The following is a 25,458-nucleotide window of genomic DNA, read 5'->3' as shown; positions in this document are numbered from 1 at the left end:
AGCAGAGAATAACAGGACCGCCCTGGGATTGGCATGATAGTATGGAATCAAAGGGAGATGGCAGACTTGGAATGGCTGATCCGCATGAAAGATGCACTGGATTATATGGAGAGCAAGATGACTGAGCCGCTGCGAATTGAGGATATTGCAAGGGTGGCTCATGTCTCTCCTTTTCACTTCCAGCGGATGTTCAGCATGCTGACAGGAGTTACGGTGGCAGACTACATCCGCAAACGCAGGTTGACCTTGGCAGCTCAGGAGCTGGCTATTTCACAAATCAGGGTGCTGGATGTGGCGTTGAAATACGGCTACGACTCGCCTGAGGCATTCGCCAAAGCATTCCGCAGGGCGCATGGGCTGACCCCATCCTCCGCGCGCGAGCCCGGGGTACAACTCAAAGCATTCCCCCGCCTCTCCTTCCATCTATCTTTGAAGGGAGATCAGGAAATGGACTACAAGATCGTGGAGAGATCAGCTTTTACTGTTATTGGTAAATCTATGGAGGTTACTACAAGGGATGGAGAGAATTTCCGCAGAATCCCTGAATTCTGGAATCAATGCAATGCAGACGGTACTTCAGATAAGCTGATTCAGCTCGGCACCGAACCCAATTGGCTCGGGATCTGTATGAGTATGAACATGGAAGAAGAACTGTTATCCTACTGGGTTGCAGTGGAGGGGAGCCCGGGAACTAACCCAGAGGGCTATGAGACTGCTGTCGTTCCGGCTGCAAGCTGGGCCGTATTCACATCAACTGGACCTATGCCCCATGCGATTCAACAGGTGTGGCAGCGGATTTTCCAGGAGTGGTTCCCGGGAACTGGCTATGAGCATACAGGTGGACCCGAATTTGAGCTATATCCGCCAGGAGATCCGAATGCAGAAGATTACGTATGTGAAGTGTGGATTCCGGTAATGAAGAAGTAACCGTCTATGTTGGAAGTTCAAGACCAGCCGCAGGTGCGGCTGGTCTTTTTGCCGGGACAGAAGTGAAACTATTATTTTCATTTTGAGAATTGGTGCGGGCTTGGTATAATTACAGATTATATGGCTTTTATACTATGAAAGATTGTCATCCGAGAATCGGTGAAGGAGAAATTCATGTCTATCGTAAAAATCTTTTCAGACAGCACATCTGATCTGCCTCAAGGCTGGAAGGAAACGTATGATATCGGTATCGTCCCGCTGTACGTGGTATTCGATGATGCTACTTACAAGGATGGGGTGGACATCACTCCTGAGGAAGTGTACCAACAGGTAGCAGCACGGGGTGCCCTTCCCAAGACAGCAGCACCCTCGCCTGCCGATTTCATAACTGCCTTCGAACCGGTGATCCGGGATGGAGCAGACATCGTCTATATCAGCCTTTCCTCTGCATTATCCTCTACATATCAGAATGCCCTGCTGGCTGCCGGAGAGTTCCCGGAAGGCCGGGTGCAGGTGGTTGATTCCGAAACGCTGTGCGGAGGCATAGCCCTCCTGGTTATGAAGGCCGCCCGTGCGGCAGCAAAGGGCGAAAGCGCCCTGGAGATTGCTGCTATGCTGAAAGCGTGCCGCAGCCGGGTAGAGACAGAATTTGTTGTAGATACGCTGGACTATCTGTATATGGGCGGGCGCTGCTCCGGTATGCAGAATTTGATCGGTAGCCTGCTTAAGATCCGGCCTGTGCTGCGCTTGATTGACGGTGCCATCGTACCAGTCAGCAGAGTCCGCGGCAAGAAGGAGAAAGCCGTCGAGCAGATGCTGCAGCACGTTCTGGACCACACTGGAGATATCGACAAGGAGCTTCTGATTGTCGCCCACACCCTTGCAGAAGAGGATGCCAAGTACTTGGAACAAGCACTCCGGGAGCAGACAGGAGTGGACGAGATCGCCTGCATCCACGCAGGCTGTGTAATCGGCAGCCACTGTGGCCCAGGAACAGTAGGCCTTATGTACATGCATTAATAGACTGTTGCGGGCTGGCAAGCGATCGTGCTCCAGCCTCAATAGAAATAGCTACAGTTCACTTAGACGAACCCATGGTCTACATTTTGTAGAGACATGGGTTCGTTTTTTTATTACAATCTCTACCCGTCTCTGCATGATTTACAATTAACGGGCTACTGCACACAAAAACAGCAAGTCCCCGGTCATATCATTCACCCGAGACTTGCTGTATCATGCTGTAAAAGTCCTCCGGCTGTTCGGCACGCCAGGGTTAAATCAGAATGTCATATCCGCCTCTACCTCTTCTTTGACGAAAGGAAGCATGAAGCGGAAGGTTGAACCCCGGTCTTCTTCGCTCTCCACAAAGATCGTTCCGCCCATCAGCTCCACCAGCTGCTTACAGATCGCCAGCCCGAGACCCGTGCCTCCATATTTGCGGTTGATGAACGGATGCAGCTGGGAGAAGGATTGGAACAGCAGATTCTGCTTGCTCTCCGCAATCCCGACCCCAGTATCCCTTACGGAGAATTCCAGGAGATATTCGGAAGCCGGAAGCTGGATATTCTTCACAGATAAGGTAACGCTCCCCCGCTCCGTGAACTTCAGTGCATTGCCTACCAGGTTCACAATGATCTGCCGCAAACGGCTGGGATCTGTTGTCACAATGGATGGCACGCTCGTATCCGCCCACCATCTCAGCGCGAGCTGTTTCTCTTCCGCTTTGGGGGTAAATAGATCAATGATGCTCTCAATCATTTCACGCAGATCAAATCTTTCCGATTGTAGTGGCATTTTGCCAGCTTCCATCTTACTGAAGTCGAGGATATCATTCAGGATTTTGAGCAGATTGTAACTGCTGCTGCGCAAAATCTCGGCATAGGCATGCTGCTCCTCCGCAAGCTTTGTTTCCAGCAGCAGATCGGCCATCCCGATCATCCCGTTCATCGGGGTGCGGATCTCATGGCTCATCATCGCGAGAAAATCCGCCTTGGCCTGGGCCGCCTGCTCCGCCGTTTCCTTGGCCCGGAGAATCTCACGTTCATTGGTAATATCACTGAAGGAACCCACCACACCGCATATGATTCCTTTATGCAGAAGCGGAGCGATCCGGTAGCTGACAAAGAAACTGGTTCCGTCCTTCCTCCAGAAAATCTCATCCGTCCTGCTGCGGGTAATGCCATCCTGCAGGGTCTCCCAGATCGGACATTCATTCTTCAGGTACCTCGACCCGTCCCCGCGGATGTGATGAATCTGATCTGCAAGGCTCCGTCCGATCAGCTCGACAGGCGCATAACCCAGCATATCTGCCCCTTCCCGGTTAATAAAGAAAGTCCTGCCCTGCGTGTCCAGCCCAAAGATTCCTGCTGCAACAGAGTTGAGGATCAGGGCAAGATGCTTATCCTCAGACATCTCCAGTACCAGCTCCGCCTTCTGCTGTTCCTCCGCTGCAACGATTTCACTCTGCTTCTCTTCCAGCCCTGGTCTCTGGTCATCTGTCCAAACCATGGGGGGCTGATCTTGTCCGGCCAGCAGTCTTCTGAACCATTCCTGTAGCGGAAGTGGCAATCTGCAGCTGCGGTTATACCGGATAAAAGCGAAAATGCCTGCGATTCCTTCGGGAGTCTTCACCGGTACATAAGTAATTGCAACCGGGCTGTCTTCTTCATCCTCTGCTGCCTCCAACTCAAAACCGGAGCAGATCCCGCCTAGTGCTGCGGCAAAATGTTCTTCCCCAGGAAGCTGCGATATCACACCGGAGGAGTGCATGTGTATCTCAGCATCTGCATCAGCAGCATCATCCTCTAATGGACGGTTGCTGTCCACATACTGCCCCTGCCTGTCCAGCACAATAATCAGATCGGGATGATGATCATATAACATTTTATAGGCACTTTCTTCCGAAAGCACCCGATTCAGAATGGATGTCCACTCTTTAGGCATAGCCCACCTCCTCCGCGCTTCAATCTTGCGTTAGTCTGTAAGAAGCTGCGGATAAACTATATATTACCAATCCAGACTGCGCTCAGGCAGCAACTGCAATCAGCTATTCATGGATAGGGTCAAAAAATGCTGAAATATATACTATTATAGCAAAAAACCGCGATAAACCGCCATCTAAACATTGATGCAATACGGTTTATAAGCAAAAAAAAGTTCCCTCCACCGGATGAGCAAGGATAGAAGTAACTCCTTGACATCAGAGGAAGGAACTGTGAACCAAGTTAGGCAATATCCTTCTGTTCAATACTCCGAATGGACAGGTAGGCGATACCTACACCAACAAGGGCCAGCGCCAGAGAAACCCACACCTGGTTCCCCAGCTGGAAATCACTGGAGCCGGAGGATAGCAGACTGACAATCAGCACCGCAGTAACGATGGTGGCGGGAACGGATTTTTTACGCATCCCGAAGAATAATGGAATTAAGCTAATACCCGCTGCATATACCGCGTCTGCACTGATTCTGGTCAACTCTGACGGAATCATGCTGAGATCAAGCGAATCTGGAATCACATGGGTGAAAGAGTTAATCCCCACCATAACTACATTTAGCAGAATAGCTGAGACAAACACATTGACGGTTGTAAACAGGAACACAATGATGATTTTGGCAGTCATGAGCTTCTTGCGGGAAATGGGATACATGAACAATAGAGTAATGGTATTGTTTTTATACTCATCGATCACCAGCTTGCTCAGCACCACAGAAGCAAAAATGATAAAGGCTGCCTTGATGAAGGTGTATCCGACTGCGAACATATCTGCATACGACTTAAATTCACCGCCGTTTTCAGTCGTATCAAGGTAGGTGATCAGAATCATGAAGGCAAGAATAGCCAGGTTGGTAATAACGACTCCCTTTAGCATACCCATGAGCTTATTTTTGCGGATTTCCAGTTGAATCAGCTTAAGCAATGCCTTCACCCCCCATCAATTCCACAAAATGATCTTCCAGCGTATGACTCTTTTTACTCAGACTTTCCAGCTCTACATCCGCTTCTGCCAGTGCCTTGTTCAATTCCCGCTGCTGCACAGCATCGTAAATACGGATGGTCCGGGGATCCAGCACCTTGAAGTTGGTGAGGCCCAGCTTGTGCTCCAGAATATACACCGCTTTGCTGCTCTCGCCGGTAATCAGTTCAATGTACTGTGAATCCCGGCTGCGGATCGTATCCATCGCTACTTCCTCAAGCAGGAATCCTTCACGGATAACACCGATCGTATCGGCGACCTGTTCAATCTCCCCTAGAATATGGCTGGAGATTAGCAGCGTCATCCCATATTCCCGGCTCAGCATGCGGAACACCTCGCGCAGTTCCTTGATACCCATAGGGTCCAGCCCGTTGATCGGCTCATCCAGAATGAGCAGCTCCGGCTTTGTCATCACCGCCCGGGCAATACCCAGCCGCTGCTTCATTCCCAGGGAGAACTGCTTGACTGGCTTTTTGTCCACACCCTTCAGTTTTACCAGTTCCAGCGCTTCTTCCATGGCCTTAGCGTCGTAGTATCCCATATACTCTCCATGCAGTTGGAGGTTTTCCCTGGCGGTCAGTTTATCATAGAATACCGGATATTCTATAATACAGCCCATGCGCTTCAGCATTTCATACGAGCGGTCTGTCATACTCTCACCGAAAAACTCAATGTTCCCTGCCGTCGGCTTTACCAGATTGGTAATCATCTTCATTACCGTGGTCTTGCCAGCGCCATTGGGTCCCAGGAACCCGTAAATTTCACCTTGCTTGATGCTCATATTCACGCCGTTAACAACCTCTTTGCCTTGATACTCCTTGGTTAAATCCCAGGTTCGCAATATGGTAGTCATATCCGTTATCTCCTTTTGGCTCTTCGTTTGTCTTCCTGGTTCTTATTGTACACAGCGGAATTTTCTTTTTTATTACCTGAATCTTACGAAAATCTTAAGCTGCTGTAATCCAGGTATAACCGCCAGACCAGGATAGCTTTTAGAAGGTCAGCCTGCGAAAAGAGAGTGTGAATGCTGTCCGCACAAAAGGTTTGCTGCGCAGCGTAATACTGCCGTTCATCTGTTCCGTCAAACGTTTGGTGATGGTCAGTCCCAGACCGCTCCCCTGATAATCCCGGTTACGGGAATCCTCCAGCGTGTAGAGCCGCTCGAAGACTTTATCCTGATGCCCTTCGGTAATGCCCTTCCCCCGGTCCCATACCTCTATGCACACCTGATCCCCGTCGCTGTATAGCCGAAGTCCAAGTACCCCGCCGGCATCCCCGTATTGGATGGCATTGGACAGCAGATTAGATAACACCCGGTCCAGCGCCTCTCCGTTGCCCATGATGTACATCGCCTCATCCGGAATCTCGATCTCCACTTCACTGCCCTTGGCACTCAGAATATCGTAAAAGGAAAGAATGTTCCGCCGGCAGACCTCCCCCAGCTCCACCCGCGACAGGGTGATCTCTTTATCCCCCGACTCCAGCTTGGCCAGATCAAAAAAGCTGTTCATCAGCCGGATGACCTCTTCCGCCTTGCCGTGAATCGTCCGCAGAATATGCTCCCTCTCTTCTTCCGTCATCGCGGGATCATGAAGAATCGTTTCAATATAGCCGAGGACTACGGTCAGCGGAGTCTTCAGATCATGAGATATGTTCGCCAGCATGCTGCGCATAGACTTCTCCAGCCTGGCCAGTTCCACTGCACCCTTGTGGTTGACATCCAGCAGCCGGTTCAGATCGGTAAGCAGCTTCTGCAGATGGGGATCGCTGTTGAACAGTAATAGCCTTTCGTGCGAGCCCCTGTCCATAATCCCATCAAGCTTCGTATGGATATAATCGAGCTGACGGGAATGCTCCCGCAGACGCAGGTACTGCCAGAGGATCACAATTAGAAGCAGCAAAATAGCAGCACTGAGCAAAACTATCATTCCAGCACATCCCCCAGCTTATAGCCGATGCCCCATAATGTTTTGATGTATTCCGGCTTGGATGGATCATCTTCAATCTTTTCACGCAATCTGCGCATATGTACATTAATGACATTCTCGTCACCGTAATAATCGTCTTCCCAGACACTGCTGTAGATCTGCGCTTTGGTGTATACCCGGCCGGGGCTGCTCACGAACATTTTTAGAATCTGAAATTCCTTGGCGGTCAGCTTGACCTCCTCACCGTTCTTCAGGGCCGAGAAATTATCAAGATCCACGGTAAGTCCGCGCAGCGAAATCCGGTTCGGCTTCTCTTCCACTGAAGGCGTTGTCAGGCCGGAACTTCCTGCAGCGGCATATCCGGCCCTCCGGATCGCTGCCTTCACCCGCGCCGCCAGCTCGATCATCGAGAACGGCTTCGTAATATAATCATCTGCGCCGAAGCCAAGGCCCAGCGCCTTATCGACATCACTGTCCTTCGCGGACATGATCAGCACAGGCACCAGACTGTCGCGGCGGATCGTCTGCAGCACATCACTACCACTCCGCTTCGGAAGCATAAGATCCAGCAGCACCAGATCATACGTACCGCCGCGATGAAACAGCTTCTCCGCAGACTCCCCGTCAAATGCCGTCTCCACTTCATACCCCTCTTTTACCAAATACGAGCGAACCATTTCACTTATCGCTTCGTCGTCCTCTATCAGCAGCACGCGCTGTGGCATGTCCGAACCTCCCTGTAATTGACAATAGGCTGGTTAAATCTAATTAAGTTATGCATCACTGTGCAGTTTCATCAAGTGATTGTGTTATTCGTACCCGCCTTCGGCCCATTTAACAGCCTCTCTGTCTTCAATTATATCTATAATGAACTGAGCTATGCTGTTCATGCTCTGGCCGTCCTTGCTCGTATCGCATTCACTCCAGGCATATTGACGCTCTGCGCCATTCACTTGGACCATCAGTTCATAGCTTTCATAAGGCTTCCTATTACATTCTGTGGAAAGCTGCTTTTCTTCCAGGATATTGCGGAGTACCAGCTCGCGAAAAATGCTCTGGCGGTCCTTGTCCGGCAGCTTATAATCTTCAGTAACGCGCACCGTACCGTTCCGCAGGACTTGGACCAGCTTCTGCTCTACGGTATTGATCTCATTCTTGCGGTTCACCCCATATTTCAACATGAACTCGAACCGGTCCTGCTTCGCCACATCATATTCGACCGATAGCAGCTGACGCTCAGATGGCTCAATATTACAGCCTGTTAGTGTATATTTCAGTAGAGTATCATTCTCCACCCGCTCCAGCTTCGTGCAGGAAACTGTACGCATCTCAGGATTTCCAAAGGCATCTTCCGTTGTATCGATTGTATATTTCAGTCTTCCTTCCTTGTACTCCAACACCGTAAATATCGGATCACCCTCTATGGTATGCTGCACCACCCGCTGTACACCGCTCCTCCGTCCGATAAAAGCATCCAGCTTGTCCAGATTCTCCGTGCCTAAGCTATTACGGTTGATTACATCCTCCTGCTCGTTCAGCTTGTGGCTGATCTTCTGGAAGGTTGCTGTATCTTTATTCCAAGGCAGCAGGGAGCAGCCTGTAATTACAACCAGTATCAGCAAGACGCTTAGAATCATCAGTAATAGTCTCATAGCGTGGCTATGGATCGCCTCGTGTAGACCCGGCCATTTTGAAGAACAGTGTGGACTCATCGCATGAAGCCTCCTTTTCAGGGCGGACGGAATTTAGCATTTGTTAAAGTATACCATTGTTAAAAATCATCCGGCCATTTCTATTTCAGTTTCACTAAAGGTAGCCCAGGTAAGATGACCTTAACAACTTACTTGATGAGGTGAACCTTCAATGAACAACCCCGAAAGAAAACAAGCCTGGAGCTTCAAACGCAAACTGCTGATCGTGATGATTATAATCCTCCTGGGTCTCGGTACAGTGATATATAGTCTCGCGGACCGTTACCTGATCGAGCACGTCGAGGTCGTCGTAGCAGATGACACAACCACAACCGCAGCGGGTTCCGGCACAACAGCAACCACTGCCGCAGCCGAGGTTCACACAACTTCAGATGACTGGAATTATTCCAGCGACGACGTCCAAATCCAGATCGACCAGGTTCAAACCGGATCCGGCTCAGACCAGATCACCTATTTTGTCGCAGATGTAGTCCTTAAGAATGCCAGCAGCCTGCGCTCAGCTTTTGCCGACAACAGCTTCGGCACGAACATCACCGAGGATACTTCGGAGATTGCTTCCAGCAACCATGCGATTTTTGCCATCAACGGCGATTACTATGGCTTCCGCGACAACGGGGTGATTATCCGCAACGGTACGGTCTACCGGGATGATCCGGTGCGGGATGCGATGGCGCTGTTTGATGACGGGACGATGCAGACTTACAACGAAGAGGAGGTGTCTTCGTCCGACCTGCTGGCACAAGGGGCTACGAACACGCTGTCCTTTGGACCGATTCTGATCCAGGACGGTAAGATTGTCAGTGACTTCAGCAATGTCAAAATCGATACCAACTTCGGCAACCGCTCGATCCAAAATGCAAATCCCCGGACCGCCATTGGTATGATTGCACCGAACCATTATGTATTCGTTGTGGTGGACGGACGCAGTGAAGGCTACAGCCGCGGAATGACGCTTACGGAGCTTGCCAATCTCATGTCGGATCTCGGAGCAACGGAAGCTTACAATCTGGACGGCGGGGGTTCATCCACCATGTATTTTAATGGACGGGTCGTCAATAATCCGCAGGGCAAGAATCAGGAACGCGGCGTCAGCGACATTCTGTACATCACAGAGGGGGCAGCATCATGACTATACTCATTCCGGCATATGAACCCGATGAACGTCTTCTTCATTTAATTGAACAGCTTCGCAATTATCAGCTTGAACCGATTATTCTTGTGGATGATGGCAGCGGCCCGGATTACCGGGGGATCTTCAACATTGCTGAAGCACTCGGCTGTACGGTTCTGACCCATCCGATCAATTTCGGCAAAGGCCTCGCCCTGAAGACAGGGTTCCGCTATATCCAGGAGGCTGGATTACCGGGTTACGTGGTCTGTGCAGACAGCGACGGGCAGCATCTGCCCCACGATATCAAACGGATTGGCGAAGTGCTCCAGAATCAGACTACTCCTGGAATTGTACTAGGCAGCCGCCGTTTCAGCGGGACCATTCCCCTGCGCAGCCGCTTCGGCAACTCGGTGACACGCGGGATCTTTTCCCTCACGACCGGCACCAAAATATTTGACACCCAGACCGGCCTGCGCGGCTTCTCCCCCCAGATGCTGGACTGGCTGTGCCGGATTCCCGGTGAACGGTTCGAATATGAAATGAACATGCTGCTGACCGCTCATAAAGAGGTTTATACGATTACCGAGGAATTCATCGAAACCGTCTACCTGGATGATAATAAATCGTCCCATTTCCGGCCACTGGTGGACTCCTTCCGGATATATCTGCCGATTCTGCTGTTCAGTACCTCTTCGCTGGTATCTGCCCTGATCGATTTCACCCTGCTGTTCCTGTTCCAAAGCTTCAGCAACAATCTGTTCCTGTCAGTTGCCGCCGCAAGATTGTGCAGCTCCATCTTCAACTATTCCATGAACCGGAAGTACGTGTTCTCCAGCGGCAGAACCTCCAAGCTTCAGAAGTCGCTGCCCAAATACTTTGCACTGGTGATCCTTGTATTACTGTTCAATTACGGGCTGCTCTATATTTACAACGAAAAGCTGATCATTCCGCTGGTCGCCGCCAAGGTGCTGACCGAGGTCTCGATCTTCCTGTTCAGCTTCTGGGCGCAGCGGCGGTTTGTGTATTGAGGGGTGAAGCTGACGAGCTGAAGATATGCTAATTCGGGTTCGGGCGTGACTGCGGGGAATGTTTGGACTTCCGGCCGCTGTTATGTTTGGATTTCCTGATTTTGAACCGCTAGCTGCGGTAGAAATCCAAACATAAAGGCGGTCGCATTCGCTCCTCCAATTCCAAACTTCCCCTCCGTCACTACTCCCTTTTTGCTGGTTCGATTCAAGTTCAGACCTTTACTACAGTCAAGCCTTGGATTCTGACACAATAAACTCTCCGCGAACGATATGGGATCGTTTGTGAAGAGCTTCCTTTATTTACAGTGTTTCACCTAACGTCATACACTTATCTCCCCTCCCATATACATAAGTAGAGAGTTCCGGTCGCCGCCGCACATCTGCGGCTTGGCCTGAATATACTGCAGTCTTAAGCCCAAGCTGGAGGGGAGATGGATTCATGCCCGGAGATGAGATTCAAGCGCTGGAACGGGCGATTGCCGAGATTACGGAGATTGCTTCCGGGTTTGGGCTGGATTTTTACCCGATGCGTTATGAGATATGCCCGGCTGATATTATCTATACGTTCGGTGCCTACGGGATGCCTACCCGGTTCGGGCACTGGAGCTTCGGGAAGACGTTTCACAAGATGAAATCACAGTATGATTTTGGCCTCAGCAAAATCTATGAGCTTGTCATTAACTCCAATCCCTGCTACGCCTTCCTGCTTGACGGCAACTCGCTGGTCCAGAACAAGCTGATCGTGGCGCATGTGCTCGCCCACTGCGATTTCTTCAAGAACAACATGCGTTTCTCCATGTCGAACCGGGACATGGTCGAGAGCATGTCAGCCACGGCGGACCGGATCGCCGATTATTCGGTCACTTACGGCATGGATGCCGTAGAGAGCTTCATCGATTCCGTACTGGCGGTTCAGGAGCATATCGATCCCAGCCTGATTCAGCCCCGCAAGCTGGGCAAGACCCATCTGCTCGAAGCCAAGATGAAGGAGCGCAAGGATACGCCTCCCGGAACTCCCGGACCGGCGAATCCCTATGATGAGCTATGGGATCTGGAGAACGGCAAGGCCGTCGGCCCGGAACCGGAAACGGCCGGGAAACGCAAGTTCCCGCCCGAGCCGGAGAAGGATATCGTCTGGTTCATCCAGCAGTATTCGACGGCGCTGGAGGACTGGCAGCGCGACATCATGACGATGCTGCATGACGAGATGCTCTATTTCTGGCCGCAGATGGAGACCAAGATCATGAATGAAGGCTGGGCTTCCTACTGGCATCAGCGGATCATGCGTGAGCTGGATCTGACCTCCGAAGAGACAGTGGAATTCGCGAAGCTGAATTCGTCGGTCGTTCAGCCCTCCCGGCAGAGCCTCAATCCCTACTATCTGGGGCTGAAGATCTTTGAGGACATCGAGCGCCGCTGGGACCGTGACAAAATGTTCGAGGTCCGGGAGCTGGACTCCGACATCTCTTTTATCCGCAGCTATCTGTCGAAGCAACTGGTCCAAGACCTGGATCTGTATGTCTTCGAGAAAAAAGGCCCGGAATGGAAAATCACAGACAAGGCCTGGGAAAATGTCCGTGACCAGCTGGTGCTGGCACGGGTTAACGGTGGCTCGCCTTACCTGGTCATAGAGGATGCGGATTACGAGCGCAACGGGGAACTGCTGATTGCCCACCGTTATGAGAGCATCGAACTGGATCTGAAGTACCTGGAGCGCACCCTGCCGCACATCTATGCCCTCTGGGGCCGTACCGTCCACCTGCAAACCGTGGTCGAAGACAAAAAAGCCCTTTTTACCTATGACGGTAAAAGGGTGCAGCGGAAATTCATGTAGAAGTAAATGCGGCACTATCAGCGCGTTTCTCTGGCGGAAATGCGCTGATAGTGCCCTTTTCTTTTAGATAAGCAAACTGAGTTGTGCGCGGCTGGGATAGCCTGTTCCGTAATTTATGAAGGCGAATATACGAACTTCACCTCCGGAAAGCGGCTATCTGGCCCTTTCATTAAGTTTCCGCCTTGATTTTTCAGATACATATCGAAGAAATCCAGCATATAGGCATTGATAACGAAGTCCGCTCTTTCGGGCTTAATCTTTCCTGTAATGCCCAGCATTTTGAAAATCGGAGAAACAAACTGTACGTCGGTAAAATTTAAATGCTCCGTATTGTCAATATATAGGGCTTGCCCCCCTACGCCGACCGTTTCGCGCATCCGTTCAAGCTCCAGCTTTTTATCTTCCGTTACTTGATCCTCCCACTCTCTAGTCGAGCCCATACTTTTAAGCTCTGCATCCGTGTAGACCCTGTTATCCATCACCCTTTTTAATTTTTCGAAATAGCTTTCCGAGTTGATGAACAAAAACGGCTTTCGCAGACCCTCTCTGTCCCGCAGACGATATAGCCCTCCATCAAGGTCTATGCCCACTGATATTCGCGGATCGTAAGAAGCGTCATAAGCCGTTGCTCCGCCGATGGAGTGACCGAATACCCCGACATGACCGAGATCAATCTTCCCTTTTAACTGACTTGGAATCTGCCCAGATTGGATGAGCTCGAATTGGTCCAGCACAAACGCCACATCTTCGGTTAAGACTTTTCCTAACTTGTCGCGAATTTCTCTTCCTGTCTGGTAGTCATTGTCGGGTGAAAATAAGTCGTTGGTTGTGCTGGTCGTGATTCGCCCGTCCGGAAACTCAGTGGCAAAGGTATTGTAGGTGTGGTCGATCACTGCCACGATATATCCGTGACTTGCGAGCTCTTCAGCTTGCGACGTGTGGAGGAACCTGGAGGAGCCGTTGCCGGGATTCGCAAGGATCAGCGGGTATGAAGTCTGTGCTGAAGAGGCTTCGGCCCCCGAATAAGTATGACTAGATACGTATTTCAGGTGCCCAAAAGTAAACCCGGGAAGTCCATAGTCCGCGGCCATATAACGTAAAATCCGGGTATCAGGGATAAAGGGAGCATACTTGCCGGAGCCCGCTTGAGCCGGATACCATACCTGAACCATTAATTCTCTATTCCCCTCTCTGGCAGCGTCAAAAATCTCTTTCCTATGGGTATCCACGAAATGAAAAGTTTGCGTTCCTACCTTAAATTCGCCTGTCGGTTCAGGTAGTGTAAATACAGGAAAAACATACATAAGAACTGCTGTTCCGGCCAGCATTGCCGCTATCGCGGTATAAGCTGCACCCAATAGGAATCGTGGAATTTTTTTGGGACCGTTTTTGTTAAAATAGCTATAACCTGATACGGCTAAAAACAGGATGGTTATGCAATATGGGAAAAATAGCTGCACTCTGTATCCTTCCACCGTCCAATGAATGACCAGTAAAAGGGTAGCGATCCCGCTTGTAACGAATACTGGAATTTTACGCCGTCCTTTTTTTAATAGGACTGTACAAACAAACAAGCCGATGTTTGATAAAAAAAGCAACAGTTCAAACAGTCTCATCTCGATTCTCCTTTTTAAAACTTTCTATTTGCGTTTGTTCCAATCTTATCCTGCCAGGCTGGCCTAAGCTTTCGATTTGCCTTACATCTAACTTACATTTTTGTAACTCGATCTTACGGTATTGGTAGGCTGGTAAGACAGTTTCTTTTGGAAAATAAGGCCGAAATTGCCCCTATTTCTGAAAGAACCGCCGGCATGTTCAATAGCCCGCCAGCACACGAAGGTGCGAGCGGGCCATTTTATGCGGTCGCTACCCCTTAGCGACCGTTGTAATAGCAATATTAGGCAAAGGCTGTAAAGGTGAGAGTAACGGAGGGAAGTTTGGAACTGAAGGAGCGGTAGCGTCCGCCTTTAAGGTTGGATTTCCACCGCTGTCCAGCGGTTCAAATCAAGAGATCCAACCTTAACAGCGGCCGTAAGTCCAAACATTCCCGCAGTTACGGCCATACACCGGACAGCCTTGCCCCGTTTTTCTTTTTCTCAAAGTCGCCCCTTAACCGGAACATAAATCTCCATCACCGTATCCACCCGGGAATGACAGCGCTCGTCGTAGAATTCAAAATCCAGTTTGCTCTCATCATAATCATATTCACCCGCCGGAAACCATTCTTCAAAAATATACTTCCAGGTGCTCTTGATCACCTGCACGAACGCTTCCTGATCATTCCCCTCTGATGTATCCACGGGCGGTGTAGTGAAGACCGCATACAGGGCTTCCGGCACATCGGCGGTAACCATGTCTTCGCTTACCCGGCTGAAATCGTCCACGATCACACCAAGCAAATAGGTGGCATGGCCGTCGTCAGAGCCTGGCACGCATAACCCAACCTCTCCATGCTTCGGCGGGTGCAGAAGAGCATACATTTTGGACTCCAGATTTTCACCTTCATAGTGGCTCCAGAAGGAAGCAATATCCTTTGTATAACTGCCTTCCGCCACATTTGTGGCTATGCCGTAGCCTGCGACCTTAAAAGCCGGTTTCTGTACTATCACTGGATTCATTAGATAACCTCCGATTTCAAAAATAGGACCGTCCTGAAGATAACCGTTCATGCGCGCCGCATATTGCGAGGGACTGTAGCCAAAAGCCTTGCGGAACGCCTTCGTGAACCCGCTCTGCGTCTCAAAGCCGTACTCCAGTGCGATATCAATGATCCGCTTTCCGCTGAACAGCTCTACTGCCGCCAAAGACAGCTTGCGGCTACGCACATATTCCATCACAGACATCCCCTTACACAGGCTGAACACCCGGCTGAAATGATACAGCGAATATCCCGTCTGCGTGGCAATTTCCTCAGCAGTCAAATTTTCTTTTATATTTTGTTCAATATATTCTATGGATCTCTCGATATCCTTACTGTAATTCAAGCAGCCACCCAGCCTTTCCCCGATCGGTGATTTTATTATAGCAACTGGCTGCCAAGCGGGCTGTTCCTGTTTTGCTATACTTGAGATCTTCACGCAGCAATCGTTCTAACCTGACGGACTGTGGTCCCGGCAAAAAGCAAACAGCCCGCTCCTTCCTTTTCCAAGGAAAGAACGGGCTGTACATCTAATGTTAATCACACGTATCCAACACATCATTCACATCATTCTTTGGCATCAGACGGATAAGTACTTCTCCACTTCAAGTGAAGCCAGCAGCCAAGGAGCAACGCCCATCGGCACATCGGACAATACGGCTTCCGAAATGTAGTAGTCATAGGAACCGTTACGGTCTTTGCTGAGCCCGGCCCCATGGCAGATTCGATGCAGGTGCACGCCTTGATCATCTTCACTGGCCAGGTGCGTCAGAATACCCTCATAGCCGCTTAACATAGCTTCTTTGAAGGAAGGCTCGAGATAACCGAGTCTTAATCCTTTGGCCATTGCATAGACGAACATGCATGAGCCGGAGGCCTCCAGATAATTGCCCTTGCGGCTTGCCTGATCCAGCACCTGGTACCAGAGTCCGGTCTCTTCGTCCTGTACCTCCACAAGTGCCCCGCACATCCGCTGGAATATTCCGATGATCGTTCCCCGTTTAGGATGCGTAATCGGGAAATGCTCCAGGCAATCCACTACCGCCATCGCATACCATCCCATCGCCCGGCTCCAGAAATGGGCGGACAAGCCGGTAACCGGATTGGCCCATTCCTGCTCCTTCGATTCATCCCAGCCGTGATAGAGCAGACCAGTGCGCGGATCCCGGGTTCTGCGTTCGATCAGCAGCAGCTGATGAGCCGCCTCGTCAATCTGTTCAGGACGCTGGAAGACTGCGCCATACTCCGCTAGAAACGGCGATGCCATGTACAGCCCATCCAGCCACATCTGGAACGGATAGATTTTCTTATGCCAGAATCCGCCCTCGGAAGTGCGGGGATGTCCAATCAGCTGAGCAGCCAGCATATGAGCAGCTTCGGCATAACGCTGTTCTCCGGTTTGCTGGTATAGGAGGAACAGATTCTTGCCCTGGTTGATCTGGTCCAGATTATACTCCTCCAGCCTGTATGTGCGGATCGAGCCATCCTCGCCGATGAAGCTGTCCATGTGCCGCTGCATATAGCCGACATATTCAGGCTTACCAAGCTGGACACCGGCTCGTGCCATCGCCATCTGCAGCATGCCCGGGACATAAGCCCAGCGTTCCAGCACAAAGGCATGCTCACCCTGTTCGTTGCACTGGCTGAGAATCGTATCCGCAATTTTGCGGGACCAGCTTGCAGTGCTTGCTTCTGTAATAGACATCCCAATTCCTCCTGTCGCTTGTCGTGCAAGCTAAGTTTGGCCTTAATTTACCGGAGCTGCCTGCGCAGCCACGCAAACGCCGGTTCTCCATGAATTTCATGACCGCCTGAGAAAAAATCCGCCTCCACCTGCCCGCCCTGTCCGGCCGCGCTGTATATAAGCTGCAGTCTGGCTAAGGCTCGCCTCGCTCCTGCCGGACCGAATAGAGGGTCTGCATCCCCCGACTCCAGGAATAAGCCTCTTGGTGCAATCAGCCCCAGCAGATCCGGCATCTCTGCTTCGAGCAGAATTCCGGGGATATAATTATCCAGGCAGTGGTTCCGTGTCAGAATACTGTCTGCAAAAGTATTCGCATATCCGCTTACCACTGCGCAGCGTATCCGCTCGTCAAGTGCTGCCGTGAACCCGGCCACCAGTCCTCCGCCGGAAATGCCCATGATCCCTATACGCTCACCTATAACCTCATCCCGGGTCTGCAAATAATCCAGTGTCCGCATCGTTTCATAGATGCGGTAGCCAGCCATGGTCTGACCGGCTATTAAGAGCGCCGAGGACAGGCGGAAGCAGGAATTCCGCCCCGGTTCACCGCTGGTTAGGTCTTCTGCCAGCCGTCTGTCACCGAATCCGAGCACTTCCGGGGCAGCGACCACGTACCCTTCCTTGACCAGAGAGACAGCAAAATCCTTATGCAGTCCCGCTTCTCCCTCACGGTCTGACCCGTCCGGATTCAGGCCGGTAATCTCCCGGCTGCCGTAGCCGTGTCCGTGAACTGCAATCACGGCAGGCGCCGCTGAAGTAGCCGCCTGTTCCGGGATGAGGAGGTACAGAGGCATCCTCATTCCGTCATAGGTAGTGATCTCTATACGCTCCCGTGTATAGCCGGAGCAGGCAACCCGCTCCAGCAATACCGGCTCCAGCTCAGCCGGAGCCTCCGGGAATCCGCCCAGCCGCCCGGTGAAGCCGCTAGCGAGCATAGAACGCCATTCCCCGTGAGGAATATCCCCACGGAACGCAGCGCTGCGGGGTGCTGAACCGGTCAGCTTATTCATGTATTGCTGTAGTGCATCCATCTGTTTTTCTCCCCCTATACAATTCTCACTACCAACGGTCACCTTAATCCTAATATCCCTCGGGATGCCAGCCGCCCAATACGGTGAGTACCCTGTATTCCGAAGCTTCCTGCGGGTTCAGCTGCCGGGACCATGCTACTCTGGCTTCCGGTTGGGCTCCGGGGCCCATACTTCCGAATTCCTCATAGCGGCTGGTCTTCTCCCGCTCAGGCTGCCCCCAATTATGCCAGCCTTCGCCGATTACTGAACCATCCATGAGTGTGCGGATGAAGGCGACATGTGCGTGGGGGCGCCACGGGCGTCCAAGATACACCTCGCTTACACCCTCCCCTCCGGTAATCCGGCAGTCCAGGAATACATAGCCGAATGCTGCGCCTTCCGGTGTAGAAGCGGCTGTGATATAGCCTCTGGAGCGCTTGTTGTGCAGGTGACAGCGGTCGAATAAAGCCGTAGCGGCACCAAAGATATAGTCCACATCACCTTCGATATAGCAATCATCGTAATATTGCTTGCCTACACCGGTATACAGCGTGTCCTGATCCCCAAGCAGACGTACGCGGCGGAAGACCGCCTGTCCGGCATCAATGAAAGCCGCCACCGCCTGACCGGTACCCGGACCGGAGGCGTTGCAGATCGTCAGATTCTCTGCTGTGAAATGTTCGGCGAACACATTCAGCGTTCCTGATCTGAACGTACCCAGCGGCTCTCCGTCAGCGCCAAGCGTATGGGCGTTATCGGACCAAGTGAGGACGGTCGACTGCGGATCCTCGCCAAGCAGCAGGATCGGAGGCGCCTTAGGCCCTACAGTGATTTTCTCCTCGTAAATGCCGGGCTTAATCCGGATTGTTACCTCAGAGGTATGCTCCGGCGGGATGGAATCCAGCGCTGCCTGCAGACTGGCATATCCTTCGGTGCTATTTTTGGAGACTATAATTAGCATGTGCGGCTCCTTTCATATCAGCCTGTGTTTATTCTATAATAACCGTAACGGTTAGGAGAGAAGAGGAGATTCATGACCAGCGTAAGCAGCCCAAATCCCAAATATTATATTGAAGACGGCCGGTACAGCATCCAGCATATGAAGCGTAAAGGCATTACCGCCATGCCGCGTCCCCACAGCCACGAACTGACCGAGCTGTACTACCTGCTGGAAGGGGAGCGCGTATATTTTGTGGACGACCGGGTGGTTACAGTTCATAAAGGCGAGCTGATCCTGATTCCCGGCGGAGAGCTTCATGCCACTGCCAGTTCCGAGATGGCCGAGTTCGAGCGGATTCTGATCAATTATGATCCGGGTCTGCTGCCGCCTGTGCTGCGAAATAGAGCACAGTGGTTCCACAGCCGGGGCTACCGCCTGTTCAGGTTAACGCTACGTGAACAGGACGAGGCGGAGAGCCTGCTGACCCGGATGCTGGAGGAATGCCGTCTGCAGCGCCCGTATTATGAAACCTGCGTAAGCACTTTATTAACCGAGCTGATGATCCTGCTGCAGCGCTCAGAGACCACATCACAGGCCGGAGGAACAAAACATCCGCTGCATCAGCTGGTCACGGAAGTCGCTACCTTTATCCGCAGTCATTACCGGGAGTCCCTGACCCTTGAAGAGACGGCAGGACATTTTTTCATAAGCCCCTCTTATTTAAGCCGGGTATTCCACCGGTTGACGGGCTTCCATTTCCGTGAATACATCGTCCACATCAGGGTAAGAGAAGCCGAGCGGCTGCTCGCCGGGTCTGACGGCAGAATCCAGGAAATCGCCGCTGCTGTCGGGTTCGAACATCTCTCTCACTTCAATAAGACTTTCAAAAAATCAACCGGACTGACTCCGCTCCAATACCGGAAGGAAGCACGGACGCGCCATTCATCCAGGGTATAGTGTGAATTCCGGTTTCAGGTACGCAGAAGGTCGTTATCTTTCCGTACCAACCAAATCTGCTGAGTTCGTTACTATGACATTACTGCTGCTCTGCATCTGCAGGGCCGGCACAGTCGGAGTTTGAAGACTGATGCAGTCCAGCAGCACGCCTTCGGCATGACGCAGAATGATCCCGCGTTCGCTTACGGCATGAAAGTTCTCGACAGCAAGCCGGGAGAGAGGCATTTCCGGCAGCCCGTTTACAAGCAGTGCGGTAGCTGCTCCATAGCAGACGATGTTCCGTAAGGTGATATCCCGAAATTCAGGGGTTGCTTCAGTTACCGGGAACAGCTGGCTGTCATGCCCTTCCGAGCCTTCAACTCCTGCATAGAACATATGAAAAGACACCGCCTCGTGGAGAATACCGCTCATCGTGATATTCTCCATTACAATATCCTCAACTACTCCGCCTCTGCCTCTGGTGCTTTTGAACCGCAGGCCGATATCCGTTCCGATGAACAGGCAATCATGGACTCTTACCGCATGGACTCCTCCGGACATCTCGCTGCCGATCACCACCCCGCCATGTCCGTGATACACGGTACAATACCGGATCGTAATATACCGGCAGGGCATACCCATTCTGCGGCCTTCTTCGTCTTTGCCCGACTTCAGACAGATCGCGTCATCCCCGACATCGAAGCTGCAGTGCTCGACAAGCGCATGTGTACAGGATTCCAGATCAAGGCCGTCCCCGTTCTGTGAATACCACGGATTGCGCACCTGAATATTACGCACAGTAACCTGCTCACACCCCATGGGGTGAAGACACCAGGCCGGAGAATTCTGGAACGTCGGCCCTTCAAGCAGTATTCTGCGGCAGTTCCGCAGGCTAAGCAAGGCCGGACGCAGATATGTCCGCACTGGCAAATAAGCCTCCATCCCGCTTTCTCCATTCTCCTGCAGCTTACGGACGAAGGCTTCCCCTTCCATCGCTTCACGGCAAGGCCACCAGATTTCACTCTCCACATCCGTTACACCGCCGGAGCCAGTGAGCTTCTGCCACTGCTGCTCTGTCATTTTGAACCGTTTTACCGGCCGCCAGCCTTCACCGCTGCCGTCGAAGATGCCTTCTCCTGTAATCGCCACGTCACTTAAAGCTTCTCCGTCCAGAGGCGCCTGGCAGCGCCAGCCGGACGTTCCCTCATAATACGACGGAAGCAGGGGGTACAGCTCCGGATCGGCAGCAAACAACACAAGCGCTCCCCGCTCGGCAGAGAGATTGATCCGGCTATGCAAGGTAAGCGGACCCGTGCGCCAGATTCCAGGCGGAATGACTACTTTTCCTCCTCCGGCAGCAGCACAGTCATCCAGCGCAGCCTGTATACTAGAGGTGCACAGTGAAACTCCGTCGCCCTGTGGGGCTCCATAATCGGTTATGCTAAATATCCGTTCAGGAATCTGCGGAAGCTCAGGCAGTGGATAAGCATGTGAATTCTGCTTGCCGTTCATCGTCTTATCCCTCCTTTTACTCAAGACCTTCGTAGCTGAACCAGTCAAAATCCGCGTGATTCCCGCTTACTGTCCCTTGTGAGCTTGCATACATCCCCATGTAAGCCCCTGTAAAACCTCCGGCCAGATCGGTGCTGAGTATCCTTCCGTCCGCCCTTTCATACAGAGCACTCCACTTGTCAGCTTCCGACGATCTGAAGAAGAAGCTGCATTCCTGCCCTTTGGCCTCTACCTTAAACTGCACTTTATCCTTCGGATAAGTCACTGATGCAAGCAGCTGTTCACTTCCGCCGCGGCGTTCGATGAGGCGCAGCACCTGCTCACCTGCATCCATCCCCAGTTCAAACCGGAAATGATAATCCGCATTCTGCAGCAGGACAAAGCCTGCGGTTTCCTTCTCCGTACCCGGTCTAAACGTCATATCTGCAGCGGCTCTGAAGCTGAGGTGTTGCTGGCGTCTTCCGACAAAGGACGGGTTATTGATCTCGGAGAGCCGCTCCGGCTTCAATTGCAGCCGCAGTACCCCCGGTTGTTCTGCAAGACTCCAGAATCCGCCGCGCGGTGTCCTTAGGAAGTTCCATACCGGCGCAAGCTCACGATCATCAAAATCATCACGCACCGGCAGCTCCGGCCATTTCGTCTCCGGCAAATCCGGAGCAGCCGCCTCCAATTCCAACACCCCTTTGCCGGGATTCACTACAGGCCATTCATTCTCCCAGCTGACCGGTGTGAGGAAGGTTTCGCGTCCCAGATTGCGGTAATAACCGCCGTTCGTCCGGGAGGCCAGACAGAACATCCACCAGTCCCCATGCTGGGTCTCCACAAGTTCTCCGTGGCCGACATTCACAATAGGATATTGTCTGCCGAGATGCCGGTGGGTCAGAATCGGATTGGCCTTGTAGCCTTCATAAGGGCCGGTCACATTCCTGCTTCTGGCAATGGTAATTGCATGGGTATGGCCGGTTCCGCCTTCGGCAATCAGGACGTAATACCAATCTCCGATTTTGTACACATGCGGGCCTTCCTGTGCATGGGCCACCTTGAGCGCACCCTGCCAGATGCTGATCTTGGGTCCGGTCAGCTTGCCCGCTATAAGGTCGATTTCCTGCAGCCAAATATCCATATGCTTCGGATAATCCTGGCCTTCCGGCGGAACCCGGTTGCCGGTATAGTACACTTTGCCATCATCATCGAAGAATAAAGAGGAGTCGATGCCTGGCGCATCCTCCAGCCACACGGGATCAGACCAATCCCCGGCGGGGTCGGTTGCCGTAACATAGAAATTGTGCTGATTCTTGTCATTGTCAATATAGGTAGTAATCATATAAAAGAGGCCTTCATGATAGCGGATGGTCGGCGCCCAGATGCCCATAGAGGGAATCGTATGATCCAGATTCAGCTGCGACGGACGGTCCAGCACATGCCCGAGCTGCCGCCAGTTCACCAGATCCTTACTATGAAAGACCGGAACACCGGGGAAGAACTCAAAGCTGGAAGTCACAAGATAGTAATCCTCACCTACACGGATGGCCGAAGGATCAGGATAGAAGCCCGGCAGTACCGGGTTGCGGAATGTTCTCAATATAGGAAGCCTCCTCAATGCATTTAAAATGTAAGCACAACCAATTATAGTTCGTCCAGATTTAACTTTCTTGCATTTTTCATGCTCTATTTCTCCGATTTTATACTTTTATGCTCAATCCATCACTTTTCCTGTCTTGTCAGAGAATGACTTGTCCCTCTAGAATGAGTATAGTAGGATTACACAAAGGGGCGATCAGCATGGGCAAAAACAGGAAAATATACACCCGCTTTTTTATCAGCCTGACTACAATATCTGTCTGCTGCATCCTTGTGCTGGCAGTTGTAATCTTTTACTGGTACCGGAATATCTCAATAGCAAGTGTCAATAAAGCGAACCAGAATGTACTGCTGAATACAGAAACCGTATTTATGAACTATAAAGAGATTGTCCAGAACTATACAATGGACTTCTATGCCAATCCGAATATCCATGCATTGATGATGAGCGGAGATACTGACTGGAGCGACCAGCTCAATAGTGCCCTAAGCCAGATCCGCGGCGCACTGGTAGTCAATCAGTATCTTGAGAACGCATACATCTTTGGTGTAAAAGAGCCCGTCGCCATGTTTGAGAATATGCCATTGAGCCCCTCGTCCAAGCTGGAGCTGTCACAGCGGATGCGGAACAGTCGCATTATTGAATCTCCCTTCCTCTGGAAGGCTACTTTGAACAATGGGAGTCCCGTGACACTGCTGACCGTCTTCTATAATGACCGGGCCTTCGCGGACAGTGAGTATTATGGGGCAGTGGCGTTAACAGTCAATTTGTCCAAGCTGCAGAATAATCTGTTTACGCAGACAGACGGTGAAGCGACTCGTTATGCCGTGCTCGATGCGAACGCTACAGTGCTTATGCACAGCGCACTGTCCGGAACTCCCCTGGATTCTGACATGCTGGAGAAGATCGTCGCTTCTTCTGATGAAAGAGGTTCTTTTGTCTATAAAGCTGCTGGGCAACAACCCCAATTGGTTACCTTTGTGTATTCACCGGGGGATAAGCTGTGGTTCGTGTCGGAGACTTCTTATAAGGACAGCATCCGGGATATCTCCAGCGCACGTAATCTGATGATTGGCCTGTGCCTCGCCCTTATTCTGGCCGCGTTCATTATCTCGGGCCTGCTCTCCCGGCACATCTACAAGCCTATCGGCCGTCTGTTCGGCAATATCGTCCATCTGTCCGGCAATGATGAGGCACTAAAGACAGGCGGGGATTTCGATACAGCCAGTCAGGAATTGGCGATGATCGGGGTCAAGCTGGAGCAGTTGAAGAAGGAGAATCATGACAGCGCCTTGATGCGCTGGCTGCTCTCGCCCCGCGGAGCTCCGGAACACAGCGGGAATCCCAATATGAGCTTAATCTCGCCTGGAGGAGCTTATTGCGTATGCGTAATGGAGGTATTAGCGGAAGGAGCACCCGGGGATGCCTGGGGTGTAGGCAGTGAAGGCATTCAGCAGATCCGCTCAGCATTCGCCGCAATGGCTGAGGTGCAGTCCTTCCAGCCGCATGAAGGGTCCGCAGTCCTCATTCTCAGTGAGCTTAACACTGGAAGCTTCGGGGATTATGCCATGTACCGTAGTAAATGGGAGGAGACCGCTACCCTCCTTCTCCCGTCCGGTGTACGCTTCGCCTTTGGAATCAGCGGATTGTCGGATGACCTGAGCCAGTTAAAGTCCAAATACAATGAAGCTGCCGATTGCCTGCAGTATATTAAATTTCACGATAAGCAGAATATTGTCTTTGCTGATGATACCATCCACCTGAACAGCAGTCCGGTACCTGAGCATACGCTCGAGCCTGTGCTGCAGGCAGTCAGGCTGCCGGAGCAGGGTGTACACATTCCGCAGGCGGTAGAACGGCTGCTGGCGGTTATGACCAGCTATCGTGCTGAACCTGCCACTATTGCCTTATCAAGGCTTGCTGTTGAGCTGAGCCGCACCGCTGAGCTAAGTAGCGAGGCTCAGCACTCCGGATTTCTGGATGATTACCAGCGAATCTGGAAGATCCGAAGTTATGACGAGCTGCGCAGCTGGATTGAAGCCGGCTGTTATTCCGCCCTCGCGCGGATCTCCGCCATGAGCGCCGTACAGACCCGGAGTATCGCAGCCGAAGCTATCTGTTATATCCGGGAGCATTATGACGATCCAAGACTGTCGCTGAACGCGCTAGCCGAGAAGATGTCACTTAGCCCCGCCTATCTCAGCAGACTGATCGCTGATGAAGTGAACAGCAGCTTCCCCGATTTCATCAACCTCCTGCGCCTGGAGCAGGCACAGCAGCTGCTGGTTACCGAGCTCGGGATGGATATCCAGGAAATTGCCGGAAAGGTGGGGTACAACAGCAGCACCTATTTTACAACCCAATTCAAGAAGCGATATGGGGTAACGCCCTCCAAATGGAGAATGAATCATATTCTGCAGCATCAGGATTAGCTGGAGTAGCCCCTCCTCTCCGCTTGCCCAAGCAGTCAATGAAAAATCCAAGGATGTCCAGCAGCCGTTTAAATGGCCTGGGCATCTTTTTTTGGGCCGAAAAAGGCCATTATGCGCTCAAAAAGTAGAAAAGTGATGCCTTTTTCGTTT

At 51.8% G+C, this 25,458-nt stretch carries 20 protein-coding genes; 7 read left to right on the top strand and 13 right to left on the bottom strand.

Annotated elements, in window-relative coordinates; genetic code table 11:
- The first annotated feature begins 66 nt into the window (after positions 1-66).
- Together ACAN54_RS22295 and ACAN54_RS22290 are read left to right on the top strand one after the other, a co-directional pair.
- Positions 67-927: an AraC family transcriptional regulator gene (locus tag ACAN54_RS22295; RefSeq protein WP_379160931.1), complete on the top strand. Its 861-nt coding sequence runs from the start codon at positions 67-69 to the stop codon at positions 925-927.
- 174 nt (positions 928-1,101) lie between these two features.
- Positions 1,102-1,947: a DegV family protein gene (locus ACAN54_RS22290; protein ID WP_379160661.1), complete on the top strand. Its 846-nt coding sequence runs from the start codon at positions 1,102-1,104 to the stop codon at positions 1,945-1,947.
- Between the two features lie 258 nt (positions 1,948-2,205).
- Here the strand turns inward: ACAN54_RS22290 and ACAN54_RS22285 are convergent, their stop codons facing one another.
- The 6 genes from ACAN54_RS22285 to ACAN54_RS22260 form a co-directional block, all read right to left on the bottom strand.
- Positions 2,206-3,870, bottom strand: coding sequence for a PAS domain-containing sensor histidine kinase (locus ACAN54_RS22285; RefSeq protein ID WP_379160658.1), 1,665 nt, complete (start codon positions 3,868-3,870; stop codon positions 2,206-2,208).
- Between the two features lie 281 nt (positions 3,871-4,151).
- Positions 4,152-4,853: an ABC transporter permease gene (locus tag ACAN54_RS22280; protein WP_379160655.1), complete on the bottom strand. Its 702-nt coding sequence runs from the start codon at positions 4,851-4,853 to the stop codon at positions 4,152-4,154.
- On the bottom strand, positions 4,837-5,754 hold the full coding sequence (locus ACAN54_RS22275) for an ABC transporter ATP-binding protein (RefSeq protein ID WP_379160652.1): 918 nt from the start codon (positions 5,752-5,754) through the stop codon (positions 4,837-4,839). Before ACAN54_RS22275 ends, ACAN54_RS22280 begins: the two co-directional genes overlap by 17 nt.
- 139 nt (positions 5,755-5,893) lie before the next feature.
- Entirely contained in the window at positions 5,894-6,829 is a 936-nt protein-coding gene (locus ACAN54_RS22270) for a sensor histidine kinase (protein WP_379160649.1), read from the bottom strand.
- The gene (locus ACAN54_RS22265) at positions 6,826-7,554 is read right to left on the bottom strand and encodes a response regulator transcription factor (RefSeq protein WP_379160646.1); all 729 of its coding nucleotides are present in this window, start codon (positions 7,552-7,554) and stop codon (positions 6,826-6,828) included. The genes ACAN54_RS22270 and ACAN54_RS22265 overlap by 4 nt, the downstream gene beginning before the upstream one ends.
- 84 nt (positions 7,555-7,638) lie before the next feature.
- On the bottom strand, positions 7,639-8,541 hold the full coding sequence (locus ACAN54_RS22260; protein WP_379160643.1) for a DUF4362 domain-containing protein: 903 nt from the start codon (positions 8,539-8,541) through the stop codon (positions 7,639-7,641).
- A 151-nt stretch (positions 8,542-8,692) separates the two neighbouring features.
- Here ACAN54_RS22260 and ACAN54_RS22255 point away from each other — a divergent pair, with 151 nt between their 5' ends.
- From ACAN54_RS22255 to ACAN54_RS22245, 3 genes are all read left to right on the top strand, one after another.
- Complete coding sequence (locus ACAN54_RS22255) at positions 8,693-9,670, top strand: phosphodiester glycosidase family protein (protein ID WP_379160640.1); 978 nt, start codon at positions 8,693-8,695, stop codon at positions 9,668-9,670.
- A complete protein-coding gene (locus ACAN54_RS22250; RefSeq protein WP_379160637.1) occupies positions 9,667-10,680 on the top strand; it encodes a GtrA family protein in 1,014 nt (337 codons plus the stop codon). Before ACAN54_RS22255 ends, ACAN54_RS22250 begins: the two co-directional genes overlap by 4 nt.
- Positions 10,681-11,119: 439 nt before the next feature.
- Positions 11,120-12,514 (top strand): SpoVR family protein, encoded by a 1,395-nt coding sequence (locus ACAN54_RS22245; protein ID WP_379160634.1) that lies wholly within the window; start codon positions 11,120-11,122, stop codon positions 12,512-12,514.
- Between the two features lie 113 nt (positions 12,515-12,627).
- Here the strand turns inward: ACAN54_RS22245 and ACAN54_RS22240 are convergent, their stop codons facing one another.
- From ACAN54_RS22240 to ACAN54_RS22220, 5 genes are all read right to left on the bottom strand, one after another.
- A complete protein-coding gene (locus tag ACAN54_RS22240) occupies positions 12,628-14,130 on the bottom strand; it encodes an alpha/beta hydrolase family protein (protein ID WP_379160631.1) in 1,503 nt (500 codons plus the stop codon).
- Between the two features lie 480 nt (positions 14,131-14,610).
- On the bottom strand, positions 14,611-15,498 hold the full coding sequence (locus tag ACAN54_RS22235; protein ID WP_379160628.1) for an AraC family transcriptional regulator: 888 nt from the start codon (positions 15,496-15,498) through the stop codon (positions 14,611-14,613).
- A gap of 234 nt (positions 15,499-15,732) precedes the next feature.
- Positions 15,733-16,857 carry a glycoside hydrolase family 88/105 protein gene (locus ACAN54_RS22230; protein WP_379160625.1) on the bottom strand — a complete coding sequence of 375 codons (1,125 nt, stop codon included), beginning with the start codon at positions 16,855-16,857 and terminating at the stop codon, positions 15,733-15,735.
- Positions 16,858-16,904: 47 nt separating this feature from the next.
- A complete protein-coding gene (locus tag ACAN54_RS22225; RefSeq protein ID WP_379160622.1) occupies positions 16,905-17,927 on the bottom strand; it encodes an alpha/beta hydrolase family protein in 1,023 nt (340 codons plus the stop codon).
- A gap of 49 nt (positions 17,928-17,976) precedes the next feature.
- Complete coding sequence (locus tag ACAN54_RS22220) at positions 17,977-18,867, bottom strand: pectinesterase family protein (RefSeq protein ID WP_379160619.1); 891 nt, start codon at positions 18,865-18,867, stop codon at positions 17,977-17,979.
- Positions 18,868-18,939: 72 nt separating this feature from the next.
- Here ACAN54_RS22220 and ACAN54_RS22215 point away from each other — a divergent pair, with 72 nt between their 5' ends.
- Positions 18,940-19,803, top strand: a complete 864-nt coding sequence (locus ACAN54_RS22215; protein WP_379160616.1) for a helix-turn-helix transcriptional regulator — start codon at positions 18,940-18,942, stop codon at positions 19,801-19,803.
- Between the two features lie 33 nt (positions 19,804-19,836).
- Here the strand turns inward: ACAN54_RS22215 and ACAN54_RS22210 are convergent, their stop codons facing one another.
- Together ACAN54_RS22210 and ACAN54_RS22205 are read right to left on the bottom strand one after the other, a co-directional pair.
- Positions 19,837-21,294 carry a glycoside hydrolase family 28 protein gene (locus tag ACAN54_RS22210; RefSeq protein WP_379160612.1) on the bottom strand — a complete coding sequence of 486 codons (1,458 nt, stop codon included), beginning with the start codon at positions 21,292-21,294 and terminating at the stop codon, positions 19,837-19,839.
- A 16-nt stretch (positions 21,295-21,310) separates the two neighbouring features.
- A complete protein-coding gene (locus tag ACAN54_RS22205) occupies positions 21,311-22,876 on the bottom strand; it encodes a glycoside hydrolase family 43 protein (RefSeq protein ID WP_379160609.1) in 1,566 nt (521 codons plus the stop codon).
- A gap of 200 nt (positions 22,877-23,076) precedes the next feature.
- On the opposite strand from ACAN54_RS22205, the gene ACAN54_RS22200 reads away from it, so the two are divergent.
- Positions 23,077-25,308 carry a helix-turn-helix domain-containing protein gene (locus ACAN54_RS22200; RefSeq protein WP_379160605.1) on the top strand — a complete coding sequence of 744 codons (2,232 nt, stop codon included), beginning with the start codon at positions 23,077-23,079 and terminating at the stop codon, positions 25,306-25,308.
- Positions 25,309-25,458 lie beyond the last annotated feature (150 nt).

Source organism: Paenibacillus diazotrophicus (assembly GCF_042610465.1).
This window is presented reverse-complemented; position numbering and strand designations above follow the sequence as displayed.